The 13,867-nt window shown below is 61.8% G+C and carries 13 protein-coding genes and 1 pseudogene; 6 read left to right on the top strand and 8 right to left on the bottom strand.

What is annotated here, in order from left to right; translation table 11 throughout:
- Nucleotides 1-29 precede the first annotated feature (29 nt).
- The 3 genes from OHD62_RS34135 to OHD62_RS34125 are packed head-to-tail and all read left to right on the top strand — an operon-like array spanning nucleotide 30 to nucleotide 3,612.
- A complete protein-coding gene (locus tag OHD62_RS34135) occupies nucleotides 30-1,238 on the top strand; it encodes a site-specific integrase (RefSeq protein WP_263791965.1) in 1,209 nt (402 codons plus the stop codon).
- A complete protein-coding gene (locus OHD62_RS34130) occupies nucleotides 1,235-2,611 on the top strand; it encodes a tyrosine-type recombinase/integrase (RefSeq protein ID WP_263791963.1) in 1,377 nt (458 codons plus the stop codon). The genes OHD62_RS34135 and OHD62_RS34130 overlap by 4 nt, the downstream gene beginning before the upstream one ends.
- Nucleotides 2,608-3,612, top strand: a complete 1,005-nt coding sequence (locus tag OHD62_RS34125; protein WP_263791962.1) for a site-specific integrase — start codon at nucleotides 2,608-2,610, stop codon at nucleotides 3,610-3,612. The genes OHD62_RS34130 and OHD62_RS34125 overlap by 4 nt, the downstream gene beginning before the upstream one ends.
- Nucleotides 3,613-4,065: 453 nt before the next feature.
- Here the strand turns inward: OHD62_RS34125 and OHD62_RS34115 are convergent, their stop codons facing one another.
- Complete coding sequence (locus tag OHD62_RS34115) at nucleotides 4,066-5,541, bottom strand: NAD-dependent succinate-semialdehyde dehydrogenase (protein WP_263791961.1); 1,476 nt, start codon at nucleotides 5,539-5,541, stop codon at nucleotides 4,066-4,068.
- Between the two features lie 473 nt (nucleotides 5,542-6,014).
- On the opposite strand from OHD62_RS34115, the gene OHD62_RS34110 reads away from it, so the two are divergent.
- Nucleotides 6,015-6,227: a cold-shock protein gene (locus OHD62_RS34110; RefSeq protein WP_023749661.1), complete on the top strand. Its 213-nt coding sequence runs from the start codon at nucleotides 6,015-6,017 to the stop codon at nucleotides 6,225-6,227.
- A gap of 258 nt (nucleotides 6,228-6,485) precedes the next feature.
- On the opposite strand, the pseudogene OHD62_RS34105 reads toward OHD62_RS34110, so the two are convergent.
- Nucleotides 6,486-6,952: pseudogene (locus OHD62_RS34105) on the bottom strand (MucR family transcriptional regulator).
- 318 nt (nucleotides 6,953-7,270) lie between these two features.
- On the opposite strand from OHD62_RS34105, the gene OHD62_RS34100 reads away from it, so the two are divergent.
- On the top strand, nucleotides 7,271-7,450 hold the full coding sequence (locus tag OHD62_RS34100) for a hypothetical protein (RefSeq protein WP_263791955.1): 180 nt from the start codon (nucleotides 7,271-7,273) through the stop codon (nucleotides 7,448-7,450).
- 685 nt (nucleotides 7,451-8,135) lie between these two features.
- Nucleotides 8,136-8,327, top strand: coding sequence for a hypothetical protein (locus OHD62_RS34095; RefSeq protein WP_263791953.1), 192 nt, complete (start codon nucleotides 8,136-8,138; stop codon nucleotides 8,325-8,327).
- Nucleotides 8,328-8,544: 217 nt separating this feature from the next.
- On the opposite strand, the gene panD is transcribed toward OHD62_RS34095, so the two are convergent.
- From panD to bioB, 6 genes are all read right to left on the bottom strand, one after another.
- The gene (gene panD, locus OHD62_RS34090; protein ID WP_263791951.1) at nucleotides 8,545-8,997 is read right to left on the bottom strand and encodes an aspartate 1-decarboxylase; all 453 of its coding nucleotides are present in this window, start codon (nucleotides 8,995-8,997) and stop codon (nucleotides 8,545-8,547) included.
- Nucleotides 8,998-9,056: 59 nt separating this feature from the next.
- On the bottom strand, nucleotides 9,057-10,040 hold the full coding sequence (locus OHD62_RS34085) for a beta-ketoacyl-ACP synthase III (protein WP_263791950.1): 984 nt from the start codon (nucleotides 10,038-10,040) through the stop codon (nucleotides 9,057-9,059).
- Nucleotides 10,037-11,296: an adenosylmethionine--8-amino-7-oxononanoate transaminase gene (locus tag OHD62_RS34080; protein WP_263791949.1), complete on the bottom strand. Its 1,260-nt coding sequence runs from the start codon at nucleotides 11,294-11,296 to the stop codon at nucleotides 10,037-10,039. The genes OHD62_RS34085 and OHD62_RS34080 overlap by 4 nt, the downstream gene beginning before the upstream one ends.
- Nucleotides 11,296-11,931, bottom strand: a complete 636-nt coding sequence (gene bioD / locus OHD62_RS34075; protein WP_263791947.1) for a dethiobiotin synthase — start codon at nucleotides 11,929-11,931, stop codon at nucleotides 11,296-11,298. Before bioD ends, OHD62_RS34080 begins: the two co-directional genes overlap by 1 nt.
- 11 nt (nucleotides 11,932-11,942) lie before the next feature.
- The gene (locus tag OHD62_RS34070) at nucleotides 11,943-13,082 is read right to left on the bottom strand and encodes an 8-amino-7-oxononanoate synthase (RefSeq protein ID WP_263791945.1); all 1,140 of its coding nucleotides are present in this window, start codon (nucleotides 13,080-13,082) and stop codon (nucleotides 11,943-11,945) included.
- A partial coding sequence (bioB, locus tag OHD62_RS34065; RefSeq protein ID WP_263791943.1) for a biotin synthase BioB occupies nucleotides 13,079-13,867 on the bottom strand: 789 nt, incomplete at its 5' end. The genes bioB and OHD62_RS34070, both read right to left, overlap by 4 nt.

Below are 13,867 nucleotides of genomic sequence, written 5' to 3'. Positions count from 1 at the left end.
TCGTTCAAAACGCAGTCGAGGAGATTTTCATGTCACACGAAACCAGCTCTCTGGTCACCGAACTGAAGGCGTGGCTGACGCAACAGCGATTCAATCCATTTGCAATTTACCATTATTGCCGCAACGCCGAGTATTTTCTGCAGCATCTTTCCGAGCGAGGCATAGCTCTGGAGATGGTAACGCCGGATGATGTGTCGAAATACCTTCGCCTCGCCGTTCATCCACCGGCACCTCATTGGGAGGCCACCCCGCGGGCGGCAATCCATGCCCTTTTACGACGTTCGCTTAAGCGATGGCCTCCAGAACCGGACCCGACCGATGCTGGCGAACGTCTCTACCGCGAGGTTTTGGCTCGTTATGAGGAGTGGCTGCGGGAAGAGCGTGGGCTGGCGGCATCCTCGATCTCCGCCCTGATGTGGGAAGCAAAGCATTTCTGTGGCTGGTACGCAAAGCACTCGGCGACCGTCGGCTTTGCGGAATTGAGCGTTCCCGACATCGATGCCTATATGGACATGCGGGCTCCTGGACTGACCCGCATATCGTTGAAGGATGCCGCCGACCGGCTCCGGTCGTTGCTGAAGCATCTTCATAGGTCCGGGCACACCGCCGCCGACCTCGCGACGCGTGTCATCGCCCCGCTGCTCTATGCTTACGAGGGAATTCCATCCGCTCTAAGTTCAGATCAGATCGCCGCCGTCCTGGAGGTCGCCAGCAAGGATCAATCGCCAGGGGGATTGCGGGACTACGCCATCCTCCAGATGCTGGCGGTCTATGGCTTGCGTGCCGGTGAAATAAGCGGGTTGCGACTGGAGGACGTCGACTGGCGCGGTGACGTTTTGCACATTCGCCATTCCAAGACCGGGGCGCGTTCTGTTTTGCCGTTACTGGAATCGGTTGGAGAGGCCTTGATTGCCTACCTTCGGCATGGCCGGCCGGAAACAGATGTGCGGGAAATCTTCGTTCGCATACGCGCACCGTACGTTCCCATGGTTCGCATCGGCAACGAAGTCCGCCGGCGGATAGAGGCGGCAGGTCTCGTGCTGAGTGGCAAGCGCGGCCCCCACATCTTCCGGCATGCTCGTGCTGTCAGCCTGCTGCGTGCAGACGTGCCGAGGAAGGTGATCGGAGACGTATTGGGCCATCGATCGACGGAATCGACGATTCCATATCTGAAGCTGGCCACTGAAGATCTGCGCGCCATCGCTCTGGAGATTCCGGGTCCGGAGGCGCGCGCATGAGCACCTGGCCCGACACCAACGGAAAGATCATCGAGCGCTATCATGCTCAATTGCGGTTGCGACATCCGAGGAGCCCGACCACCTATCGGCGGATTCTGCACAGCTTCCAGGAGGTTGCTGCCCGGCAACCAGCCAACACCACGCTCGTCACACGGGAGACCCTGGAAACCTGGCTGAGCGAGCGGGCTCGAGACTGGGCTCGCCCGACGTTGATGCATTACGCCCGCATCATCAACCGATTCCTCGATTACCTCGTGCAGGAGGGTTTTATCGTCAGCAATCCCATCAACGAATTGTGCGCCGCTCATCAAGCCAGAAGCGACAAGGCGGTGCTGCGAGCGCTGCTCTCGCCGGATCCCGATCAAGCTCTGGAGGCATTGCGGCAGCTCCCAGCGTTCGGCAGTGTGCTCGGGGACCTCATGCGCAACCATATCGCTCTCATGCGAACCAGAGGCTATCGCTATCTGACGCAAGCGCATTGGCTCTGGCGCTTTGACCGCTTTTTGCAGATGCACCCGGAATTGGCGGCGGAGCCGGTACCGATCATGCTACAGCACTGGGCGGCGGCACGGTCGACGGCGAACCATGCCGCCGAATGCGAGAAGCTCGCGCGCGTGCTGGGCAAGGCGCTTAACCGTCTTGATCCGGCGATCATGCCGAAACGTCCCGACCTGCGGCCGGGACAGCAGGTCGCGAAGCAATGGCGCCGGCCCTACATCTACAGTGTCGAAGAGATCCGTCGGCTTCTCGATATCGCCCAATCCTACCCTTCACCGCGGTCACCGCTCCGACCGGTGAGCCTCTACGTGATGCTGGTATTGGCCTATTGCTGCGGGTTGCGGCTGGGGGAACTCGCGCGTCTCGATCTTGGTGATGTCGATCTGATTGCCGGCACGATCACCATCCGGGAAACGAAGTTCTTCAAGTCCCGGATCCTGCCGCTTGCCGGCAGCACACTGGCGGCGCTGACGGAATATCTGGTGATGAGGCGTAAGGCGAAGGCGCCGCAAAATGCGGAGTCCGGCCTGTTCTGGCACGATCAAGGCAATGCCCGATACACGTCGCAGGCCATCGCCCGTTGCCTGATCGACATCCTGCGTCGTGCTGGGCTCAAACCGGCGACAGGCAAAACCGGACCTCGCATTCACGATCTTCGCCACTCGTTCGTGGTGAACCGTATTCTCGAATGGTACCGCGCCGGCATCAATCCGCAGGACAAGTTGCCGTTCCTCGCGACGTATCTTGGTCACCGCGATATCCATTCGACGCTCGTCTACATCACCGTCACCCAGGATCTTCTGGAACAGGCAAACCAACGCTTCCGAATGTTCGGGGCACATTGCCTTGCCGTATCGGAAGGGGTGCGGCCATGAGGATGGTCGACCCATTCCCGCGTCTGCTTCATGCCTTCTTCTATGAGTGGCTGGTACAGCAGCGAAACGCATCCAAACATACCGTGCGTTCTTACCGTGACACCTGGCGCCTATTCCTAAGGTTCGTCGCGCAGCAACGGCATCGATCGGTTGCCCGTCTCACTCTGGCGGACCTGACAGCCGCCGAGGTCAGCGCCTTCCTGCGCCATACCGAGCAGGAGCGAGGAGACACGATTGGCACGCGCAATTGCCGCCTGTCGGCCTTGCGCAGCTTTTTTGGCTTCGTTGCTGGTCGGGAACCAGCGGCTATCGCGCAATGCACCGAAATCCTGCATGTGCCGATGAAGAAGGCACCAACCCCCGCGCCATGCTATCTGGAACCGGAAGAAGTGAAGGCGATTCTAGCCCAGCCCGATCGCTCGACGGTCGAGGGGCAGCGCGACCACGCGCTGCTCTCCTTCCTTTACAACACGGGTGCGCGCATTCAGGAAGCGCTCGACGTTTGCCCCGGGGCAATCCGGTTCGATACGCCTGCTTGCGTCCGTCTCTACGGTAAAGGCCGGAAAGAACGCATCAGCCCTCTCTGGCCGGAAACCATCTTGCTGCTGCGATCATTACTTCGGCGGCAGCCAAGACGCGAGGACGAACCGATCTTCGTCAATCGGTATGGCGCTTCACTCGGCGCTTCGGGCGTCCGCTTCAAACTGGTCGAATATGTCGAAGCGGCAACAAAGATCGCGCCCAGCCTCGCTTCCAAGACGATTACACCCCACAGCTTCCGTCATGCGACGGCGGTTCATTTGGTGGCGGCGGGCGTCGACATCACGGTGATCCGGAGCTGGCTTGGCCACGTCAGCCTTGACACCACCAACCACTACGCTCAGGCGAATCTGGAAACGAAGCGCATGGCATTGGAGCGGCTCGAAATCCCATCGCCACCAGGCAAACGCCCGTCGTGGAAGGAGGACCAGAGCGTTATCGCCTGGCTCGACACCTTGTAATTCCGCAAAAATAATGTCAAGGAACGCGTCACCACCGGCCCAGCAAAAACCACGTGTTCGGCGCGTTCCTTCTCATTATGAACTGCTGCTGATTACTGCAGGTATTGCGCGGTGAGGCTTATCCGGCAGCTGCTCGAAGAGCTTTCGTGGCAGCCGCGCTCGAAGCAAAGATCCTGCGCAGCGATTAACAAAGCTGGGATGCTTGGAAATCGCTGACTGGCCATGGCCGGGACAGCTGCAATCATGATGGCGATCCTGGAGGCGGCTGGACCGGGTCGGCTACCACCTTGCCTGACTGCGGCACAAAGGCGGGGCGTCGGCGCGAATCTGACCTGAAGTGACGAACGCGACGGGTCAGCGGGTCCGGAGCCGCCGCCCATCTAGGAGCGACTATGGCTCACATCTTCGAAAATCGCTTGCGCCGGCCGACCCGCGATTTCGCAAGCGAGTTTTTCAGATACCACCCATGCAGAGGTATTTCATTTCGAGGTAGTCCTCGATCCCGTGGCGCGAACCCTCCCGGCCGATGCCGGACTGCTTCACCCCGCCGAAGGGTGCCGCTTCCGATGACATGCGTCCGGTGTTGATCCCCACCATGCCATATTCCAGGGCCTCGGCCACGCGCCAGACACGCTGTAGGTTCGAGGCATAGAAGTAGGCGGCGAGGCCATAGATCGTGTCATTTGCCTCGTGCACGACCTGATCCGCATCGTCGAAGCGAATGGTCGGGGCCAGCGGCCCGAATGTCTCCTCCTGCGCAATCATCATCTCGCTGGAGATTTCGGTGAGGACCGTCGGTTGGAAGAATGTGCCGTCCTTGCCGAGGCGTTTGCCCCCGCAGCGAATTGCACCGCCTTTTGCAACGGCATCGGCGATATGCGATTCGATCTTGGTAAGCGCATGCCTGTCGATCAGCGGGCCAACGGCGACACCTGGATCGAAACCGTCACCAACCTGAAGCTGGCGAACCCGTTCCACGAATTTGTCGACAAATTGATCGTGAACGCCCGATTGGACGTAAAGGCGGTTCGCGGAAACGCAGGTCTGGCCGGCGTTGCGGAACTTGGCCTGGATCGCGCCGTCGACCGCCGCATCGACATCGGCATCGTCGAAGACGATGAAAGGCGCATTGCCTCCAAGCTCGAGGCTGACCTTCTTGATCTGGTCCGAGCACTGGCGCATGAGCAGCCGGCCAACCTCGGTTGAGCCGGTGAAGCTGATCTTGCGCACCTTGGGGTTTGTGCAGAGTTCACGGCCGACGGCATCGCCCTCAGACGCGTAGATCAGGTTGACCACGCCTTCGGGAAAGCCAGCCTGGTGGGCGAGGGCGAACATTGCGCCGGCAACGAGCGGCGTCTGTTCGGCGGGCTTCAGCACGATCGTGCAGCCCGCCGCCAAGGCCGGCGAGATCTTGCGCGCTACCATGGAAGCCGGGAAATTCCATGGCGTAATCGTGCCGACGACGCCGATCGGCTGCTTGATCACCAGCAAGCGACGGTCCGTCGATGGCGCGGAGATCGTCTCGCCATAGATGCGGTTGGCCTCTTCGGCGTACCATTGCAGGTAGGCCGCCGCATGCGCCACTTCCGATCTGGCTTCGGCAAGGGGCTTGCCCATTTCCGCGGTCAATATCGCGGCAAGGTCATCGGCGTGGTCGATAATCAGCTGATGCCAGCGCCACAGAACGTCGCTGCGTTCACGGGCCGTCAATGCCGCCCATCCAGGCTGCGCGCTATGGGCTTTGGCGATCGCGGCGCGTGTCTCCTCGACGCCCATGTCGGGAAGCTCTGCCAGCACTTCGCCCGTCGATGGGTTGAGGACCACAAAAGTGCGCTGACTGACTGGTATGCCAAGCGCCGGCAGGCGGTCAAGGCTGCCAAACAGGTCAGGAGATTTGAGGTGGCGGATCAAAGGCGGGTGCAGCGGCAATGTCGATTCCTCAAAGGCTCTTGGCCTGTCCGGCCGGATGGACATCTACTGCGCACGCGCGGCTTTTGCATAGGACCACCGCTCGCGAAAAGTCGGGCGTCCTTGGGCCGGGTGGTCCTGCAGCTGAGAAGGCCAACGGCCAGCTAACGTCTAGAACCGGCGAGGCTCGAACCGGCCGCTAGCGTCGTCGTCCACATCCCCATTTCACCCAAGCGATCACCTTCTCGTCGCCGTGGCCGGTCGCTCTTACCTTGTTGCTCCGCACGTCTCGGGCATCGTATCGGAGCCGTAAAGCGTGTCGTCACGTGAGCCCTACGGGCGAACGCTGGACGGTGCATGAGGTGCAAAGCCGCCGGTCAAACCGGGGTTTGCAAATTTCTCGTTTTTGCCAAGCCTAAGGCAGAAGTTTCGGTTATGAATCGGGACTGGCCTGACGGCCTGCCCACATTGCAATTGTTACAAAGGAAACGCGGATGGCGACTGGAACGGTGAAGTGGTTCAACAGCACCAAGGGATTTGGATTTATCCAGCCCGACAATGGCGGTCAGGATGTTTTCGTCCACATTTCCGCTGTTGAACGAGCGGGGCTTTCCACCCTCGCTGATGGCCAGAAGATCAACTACGAAATCGAACAGGACCGCCGCACCGGCAAGTCCTCAGCTGGCAGCCTCAGCAAAGCCGGCTGAATTTTCTCCTGCCTGCTGGCAACAGCGGGATGGACGCGATAGATCCCGGGTGGTCTGACGCCGCGTGATAAGAGCGGGCGAGCGCAGAGCTCGACTGGACGGCTTGATCAGCAGACTGCGGCAAGCCCGCGCGAATTCCTGGGGAAGCCAAGCTGTTTGAAAGGGAAGGCGGGATAGACCCCGCCTTTTCATATTTCGAACAGATGCAGGTCATTCCGATGGCAGCTACGCGCCCCAGAAAAATGCTCGATTGCTGAATCAAGCCGCGACCTTCTTGCGGGTCCGCTTCGCCGCCTCAGGCTGTTCCGGCTCTGCCGGTTTGCGGCCGAGCCCCATCGTCTTGGCCAATGCCGAGCGCGTAGCGGCGCAAGTCGGCGCGACCATGGGATAATCCGCCGGTAGGCCCCATTTGGCGCGATAGTCGTCCGGCGTCAGCCCATGTGGGTCGACAGATGGCGCTTGAGCGATTTGAATTTTTTGCCGTCCTCAAGGCACATGATGTAGTCCGGCGTCACCGACTTTCGGATCGATACGGGAGGCTTGCGAACCTCCGGTTCTGCCGCGGAAACACCGGCGCCGGCCGTGCCTTTGAGTGCCGCGTGCACATGGCCGATCAGGGCAGGGAGTTCACCGACCGGGATCGGATTGTTGGAGACATAGGCTGAGACGACATCGGCGGTGAGCTCGATGAGGACATCGAAGGTGTTGTCGGCTTCTTCTGTCATGAAACTCTCCGGGTGGCTTGAAAGAGACAGTCGGCGAAGGCGGTTGCCGCTGAAAGCAATAAAGGCTCGGCAAGACCATTGCGATGCTGGTCGTGCACTGCGGTCAATAGCGACGCATCCGACCGTCTTGCGCATTCTGATCCGGCCGCAGTTGGTACAGGCTCGATGTAGCATAGCGCGCGCTCCTGAAACGCTGCCAAGCGTGGTCTCGATCTCTTCTATTCTGGGAGATCGGCATCGATCATTCGGAGAATTCCACATTGGCTGCCTCTGCGAGCATAGTTGGCTGCCTGTGAAGCAGCAGAATCGAGCGCACTCGTGGCAGCAGGTGTTTTCCTGTTCTTCAGCCACGATCCCGTCGAGACCGGGAACGACTGCACCGACCAGCTCTCGGCGCCAAGGCGCGTGCTCACGGGGAGGGGCGGCGACCAGTATCAGCAGGAACCGGGGGAGTTCAGGAAGAGCGTTCAGCTTCATCCTCGACCGGCGCTTCCCTAAGGACTGCACCGTATCCTTGGCGGAAAGGGGAGGAGAAGATGTCTGCCGCGCTAGTATGTGGCCGCATCCGTACCGACGCGCCATCCTTTCAAGCCAAAAAACCCGCCACTCCTTAGGGCAAGAGCGGCGGGCTTTTTTGCAGAGCTACTCGAACTGAATACGCGTTCTCACTCACATTAGCTGCGGATCCTTAAGGCTGCATTAAAATACAAGATCTGCCGATCTAAATCGATACAAGTCCATCATGCCGCGCGGTCTGACGTTCCGCACTCAAATCGCCCGTCGCCGTCAGATCCATAGGGCATCAGCCATCAGAAAATCTGTGCTTGACGCAACGTAAGGTCCCGTGTTTTTCGCCGTGCCAGGGGGCGACTTCCAGTCTCGATACAGGGCGACGAAAATGAGGGACAGCGATGGTGGCTGGCGAACCAAACGACGTGCGCGTCAAGCGTTGCGGTGGGGGATGGGCCGTTCATATTATGGAGGGCGGCAAGCTGACGGTTCATCGGTTCAGGACACAGTGTCCCGCCGAGAATTTCGCCGATGACCAACGCGCCAGGCTTGGCCTCGCCAGCAAGCCGCCAATTGACGAACGCTGATGTCCGCGCCGGATTTGGGCAGACGTCGGACGGCTGATGAGCCTTTGGCGCCCGCGGGAGAAACACATCGCCAAAGGGCCATTTCAATGCTGCTTGCGACGGTTCGGCTGGCTATATTTGCGATGATGGTTGGCACCGCTGCCGACGCGGAAGACGACTATGTGGCCTGCTTGATCGACACGGCGGCAAAGATCATGAAAAGCCAGGCCGTCAAGGATCCGGCTGCAGCGCTGGAAAAAGCAGCAAGAATTTGCAAGCCGCCACCCCAAGTAACCTGAGACAGGGTTCAAACCCGCAAAATACATTGAGTCGCGTCGCTTTCGAGCATCATGGAGATGCCAGACATTGCGACATCTCACGAAAGCCCGCCGTACCGAAAGGCGCACCGGCTCCTCCTTTCGAAGCCGGAGGGTCAGCAGCTCCGGCAAGGTCCTCTCTTCAGCGCCGGGCGAGTTGCAACGGGACGGAGGGGTTCTCTCAGATGTGCTGCGGAAGTCACGCCCCGGACACCAGCGCAGGGATGGCCAAAGCTTCATTCGCCTCGTCAAGAATGGAGAAGCTGTAACGGCCCTCGGCGTCGAGATCGACGGAGTAGCTCAGGCGGTCGAGTATGTTGTTGTCCTGGTCGAACGTAACGATCCGCGGCTTCAGAGAGGTGATGTGCGCTTCGTCCAGGTAGATGGAGTTGCAGACAATGATCTGGTCGTCTGGCTGGCAGGTGCGGGCGGCCGCTCCGTTGAGGATACAGCATCGTGAGCCGCGTTCGCCGAGAATGACATAGGTCGAAATCCGCGCCCCGGAATTCTTGTTCCATATCTCGACGAATTCCATGGGCAGGATCCCGGCTTCTTCGCAGTGGTCAGGGTCGAGCGTTATCGAACCGTGGTAGTTGAGGTTCGCTTCGGTGACGTGGATTCCATGCAGCTTGCCGGCGACTAGTTTTCGCATTGGTCTGGTGTCCCTATTCATCATCAAAGGTAGTCAGTCATGGCGGCCGGGTCGTCCCGCTAAATTCCGACGACAAGCGCGCCGCCGCTGAGACCCGCGCCCGCTGCCGCGAGAAGAAGTTTCTCGCCCGGTCGAAACGGCTCTGCTTGATTGGCAAGCGACAGCGACAGCGGGATGGTCGCGGCGGAAGAGTTGCCGTAGTCGGCGATCGTCTTGACGATTGCTTGATCCGCTATGCCGAGGTTCCTGCCTACCGCATCGAAAATGCGAGCATTGGCCTGATGCGGCACGAACCGATCGATGTCCTGTGGCTGCATTTGGGCTGCGGCGAGGGCGTCCTGCGAGCAGGCAGTCATCATCTCCACCGCCTTGGCGAACACTTCGCGGCCGTCGGTGATCGTCATGCGCGTTTGTCCCAGATCCAGGCCGCCATAAAACGGAATGTTGCTTCCGCCCGCCGGGATCTGGATCAGCCCGTAGCGCGAGCCGTCGGAATCTACCGAAGCGCCGAGGATGCCCCGGTCGTCATCCTCGCACGGACCGATCACAACGGCGCCGGCGGCATCGGCAAACAGCACGGCGCTCGCGCGCTCGGCCGGATTGATGCGACGGCTGAGGATGTTGGCGGCAATGACAAGGCTTGGTTTGCCGTGAAGGCGGGTGAATCCATCAGCAAACATCAGCGCATAGATGAAGCCGGCGCAGGCGCCGGTCAGATCGACCGCGCCCGTGCGCCTCAGCCCAAGCCGATGGGCGACCAGCGGCGCGCTGGGCGGCAGCAGGTGATCGGGCGTCGAGGTGGCAAGCAACAAAAGACCGATGTCGTCCCGGTCGATGCCGGCGCCCGCCAGCGCCATGTCGCCGGCCTGCGTGGCGAGACCCGACAGCGTGTCTTCTTCCGTGGCCCAGAAGCGCGAGCGAATACCGGTGCGCCGCTCGATCCAGCCGGGTTCGAGCCCGAGACGGTTTTCGATCTCCGGGTTCTCGACCTTGCCCGCGGGCGCATGATGGCCGAAGCCAAGAAGGCGCGACGACCTGTTCACGGCTTCGCGCCGAAGCGCTCGCCGGCCTCCTCGATGGCGTCATACAGCCCATCAAGTTCGTCGCCGGTGATGCAATAGGGCGGCAGGAGATACAGCACATTGCCGAGCGGGCGCACGAGCAGGCCGCGCTCGAGGAAGAAGGCGCGCAGTTTTGGCCCGATCTCGGCCAGATAGCCGGCGGAGCTGGCGCGCAGATCGAGGGCTGCGATCGTGCCGGTTGTCCGGATGTCGGTGAAGCGAGGGTTTTCGCGAAAGCGTTGAAGCCCGGCGGCCTGCTTTGCACTCAGGGTCGCGACCCGCTCCGCCACCGGCTCGTCACGCCAGATCTCGACATTGGCGAGTGCGGCCGCGCAGGCCATCGGATTGGCGGTGTATGAGCTCGAATGAAAGAAGGTTTTCTTACGGTTTTCGGAATAATGGGCCTGGAAGATGGCATCGGTGGCGAGCGTGGCGGCTAGCGGGATCACGCCGCCGGTCAAGCCCTTCGAGGTGCACAGGATATCCGGAGAGATCGCGGCCTGCTCGCAGGCGAACATGGTTCCGGTTCGTCCCCAACCGGTCATCACTTCGTCGGCGATCAGCAGCGTGCCGGAGGTTTTTGCGATCTTCTTCAATTCGGTGAGAACCCAGGCCGGATACATCAGCATGCCGCCGGCGCCAAGCAACAGCGGCTCGACGATCAGCGCGGCTGCGTGCCGGTCGCGGGAGACTGCCTCGAACCGGTCCAGCGTCTCCTGCTCTCGCCCGGCGGCCGGGAAGGGGATGGTGTCGACCTCGAACAGCAGCGGCTCGTAGGCAGCGTTGAACACGCCGCGGGCGCCGACGCTCATCGTGCCGATCGTGTCGCCATGATAGCTGTGCTCCATGACGACGATGCGCGAGCGCGGGGCGCCGATGTTGCGGAAATAGCCGAGCGCCATCTTCAGCGCGACCTCGACAGAGGTCGAGCCGCTGTCGGAATAGAACACCCAGTCAAGGCCGGCCGGAGCGAGGCCGACAAGCGCCTTGGCGAGGCGCTCGGCCGGCTCGTGGGTGAAGCCGGCGAAGATGATCTGGTCGAGGCTCGCCGCGGTCGTTTCGATGGCCTTCATGATATGGGGATGGCGGTGGCCGTGGGTGACGACCCACCAAGAGGAAATGGCATCCAGGATGGGCGTGCCGTCGGCCTTGTGAAGGTAGGCGCCGTCCGTCCGGACGATTTCAGGGATAGCCGGCTCGAGCGCGTGCTGGGTAAAGGGATGCCAGACCTGCGACATCAGTGATCTCCCGTACACGAGGCGAAGGCAAATCCGGCAATCATTGCGTCCCTCAGCGTCTTGTCCGTCAGCGGATCGAGATAGGGCAACCTGCCAAGCTGCGGTACACCGCCCATTTCCACGATTGTCCGTTGTGTGTCGGCCATCTCGTCGCCGATGAAGGCGATGCCGGCCAGCGGGATGGAACGGGCCCTGAGCGCCTCGATCGACAGCAGGGTGTGGTTGATGGTGCCGAGCGTGGTGCGGGCGCACAAGATGACCGGCAACTGCCACTCAGCGAAGATGTCGATGAACCTGGTCCGCCGGTTGAGCGGCACCATCAGCCCACCCGCGCCCTCGATGACCAGCGGCGTCGGCAGGACGGGAAAGGTAAGATCGGCAGCCTTGATCGCGACGCCGTCGATCTCGGCCGAACGATGCGGCGACAGCGGGCTTTTCAGGCGGTAGGCTTCCGGTAGCACGCGCTCTGAGGGCAAGCCGGCAAGCCGCGCGACCACCTCGCTGTCGGTCTCGCCGTCGAGGCCCGATTGCACCGGCTTCCAGTAGAAACCGTCGAGCAGGCCGGCGAGACCGGCCGCAAACACGGTCTTGCCAATTCCGGTGTCTGTGCCGGTGATGACAATGCGTTGGGTCATGCCGCCTCTCGTCATGTTTGGGCCAACATCTCGCCGAGCGTCTCGACCATGGCGCAAATGTCGGCTTCGTCGACGTTGAGCGTCAGCGAAATGCGCAGCCGCGAAGTGCCCTCGGGCACGGTCGGCGGACGAATGCCGCGAATGTCGAAGCCGCGTGCCTGCAGCGCCGCCGCCACCGCCATGGTGCGCCTGACGTCGCCGATGACAAAGGGCTGGATCTGCGAGCCGCTGGGGTTCACGCCGCAGCGCTCGGCCAATTGGCGGCCCGCCCAGGCAACACGCTCCTGCAACTGGACACGGCGGTGGGGCTCATCGGACAGCATGGCAATCGCCTCGCGCGCTGCCACTGCCATCAGCGGCGAAGGTGCTGTGGAATAGATGAATGGCCGGCAGCGGTTGACGAGATAGTCGCATAGCAGTGCCGGCCCGGTGACGAGTGCGCCGGACGCGCCGAGCGCCTTGCCGCAAGTATGGAGCGCGATGATGTTTTCGCGGCCCTCGAAAGCGGCGGCCAGCCCCCGGCCGTCCGGTCCCCAGACGCCGGTGGCATGCGCCTCGTCGACGACGATGAACGCCTCGTGCCGATCGGCAAGCGCGATGAGGCTCTCCATCGGCGCGCGGTCGCCATCCATGCTGTAGAGGCTTTCGACCACGATCCAGACGCGTCCTGTGCCGCCTTCGGCGCGCCAGCGCGTGATTGCATCCTCGAAGGCATCGACGTCGTTGTGCGCGGCGAGCTTGAACTCGGCGCGGCCAGCGCGGGCCCCCTCATGCATGCTGGCATGAGCGAGCTCGTCGAGGATCAACAGGTCACCCTTCTGCGGCAGGGCGGTCAGCAGAGCGAAGTTGGCGATATAGCCGCTACCGAAGAACAGCGCGCGTTCGGCTCCGAAAAAAACCGCCGCGTCCGCCTCCAGGGCCTCGTGTTCCTGCGCGTTGCCGCGCAACAGCCGCGATCCGGTGGCGCCGACAGGGGTGCCCTGCGCGATCGCCACTGCCACCGCATCGCCTAGCCTCCTCGAGGCGGCAAGCCCGAGATAGTCGTTCGACGAGAAGTCTAGGCCGGCGCGCGGCGACAGTGTCCGCAGCCGGTCCCTGCGCGCCAGTCCCTGCAGGGTCGCGTCGTAGCGGGCAAGCGGTGCCCCGTTCATTGCGCCTCTGGTTCCATCGGCTCAATGCCGAGGCGGCGGAACAGCAGAAGATCCTTGTCCTCGCCGGGATTGCTCGCCGTCAGCAGCGTATCGCCGACGAAGATCGAATTGGCGCCGGCAAAGAAGCACAGCGCCTGCATCTCGTCGGTCATGGCGGTGCGGCCGGCCGAAAGGCGCACATGCGATTTCGGCATCATGATGCGCGCCAGTGCGATCACGCGCACGAATTCGATCGGCTCGATGGGCTTGGCTTCAGCCAGCGGCGTTCCGGCGATCGGGATAAGCATGTTGATCGGAACGCTTTGCGGATGCTCCGGCAGATTGGCCAGCGTCACCAGCATATCGATCCGGTCCACCGGCTCTTCACCCATGCCGACAATGCCGCCGCAGCAGACCTTGATGCCGGATTGGCGGACAAGCTCGAGCGTTTCGAGCCGATCGGCAAAGCTGCGCGTGCTGATGACCTCGCTATAATAGCGTTCCGACGTATCGATGTTGTGGTTGTAGTAGTCGAGACCAGCCTGTTTCAGACGAGCGGCCTGCTCAGGATCGAGCATGCCGAGCGTCATGCAGGTCTCCATGCCCAGCGCCTTGACGCCTTCGACCATCGCCACGACCGCATCCATGTCGCGCGCCTTGGGATTGCGCCAGGCGGCGCCCATGCAATAGCGGGTGGCGCCGGCGTCACGCGCCTTGGTTGCCTCGGCGATGACGCGCCGGACCTCCATCAGCTTCGACGCCTTCAACCCGCTTTCGTGATGCGCCGACTGGCTGCAATAGCCGCA

Origin of the sequence: Mesorhizobium sp. YC-39, assembly GCF_025753795.1 — a bacterium.
Taxonomy (GTDB): Bacteria; Pseudomonadota; Alphaproteobacteria; order Rhizobiales; family Rhizobiaceae; genus Mesorhizobium.
This window is presented reverse-complemented; position numbering and strand designations above follow the sequence as displayed.

What these genes read in the sequence shown, in the direction of transcription:
- OHD62_RS34110 (WP_023749661.1), top strand. Translation starts at nt 6,015, where the DNA reads ATGGCGACTGGAACGGTGAAGTGGTTCAACAGCACCAAGGGATTTGGA.
- OHD62_RS34095 (WP_263791953.1), top strand. Translation starts at nt 8,136, where the DNA reads ATGCTGCTTGCGACGGTTCGGCTGGCTATATTTGCGATGATGGTTGGC.
- panD (WP_263791951.1), bottom strand. Translation starts at nt 8,997, where the DNA reads ATGCGAAAACTAGTCGCCGGCAAGCTGCATGGAATCCACGTCACCGAA.
- OHD62_RS34135 (WP_263791965.1), top strand. Translation starts at nt 30, where the DNA reads ATGTCACACGAAACCAGCTCTCTGGTCACCGAACTGAAGGCGTGGCTG.
- OHD62_RS34130 (WP_263791963.1), top strand. Translation starts at nt 1,235, where the DNA reads ATGAGCACCTGGCCCGACACCAACGGAAAGATCATCGAGCGCTATCAT.
- OHD62_RS34080 (WP_263791949.1), bottom strand. Translation starts at nt 11,296, where the DNA reads ATGTCGCAGGTCTGGCATCCCTTTACCCAGCACGCGCTCGAGCCGGCT.
- bioD (WP_263791947.1), bottom strand. Translation starts at nt 11,931, where the DNA reads ATGACCCAACGCATTGTCATCACCGGCACAGACACCGGAATTGGCAAG.
- OHD62_RS34125 (WP_263791962.1), top strand. Translation starts at nt 2,608, where the DNA reads ATGAGGATGGTCGACCCATTCCCGCGTCTGCTTCATGCCTTCTTCTAT.
- OHD62_RS34070 (WP_263791945.1), bottom strand. Translation starts at nt 13,082, where the DNA reads ATGAACGGGGCACCGCTTGCCCGCTACGACGCGACCCTGCAGGGACTG.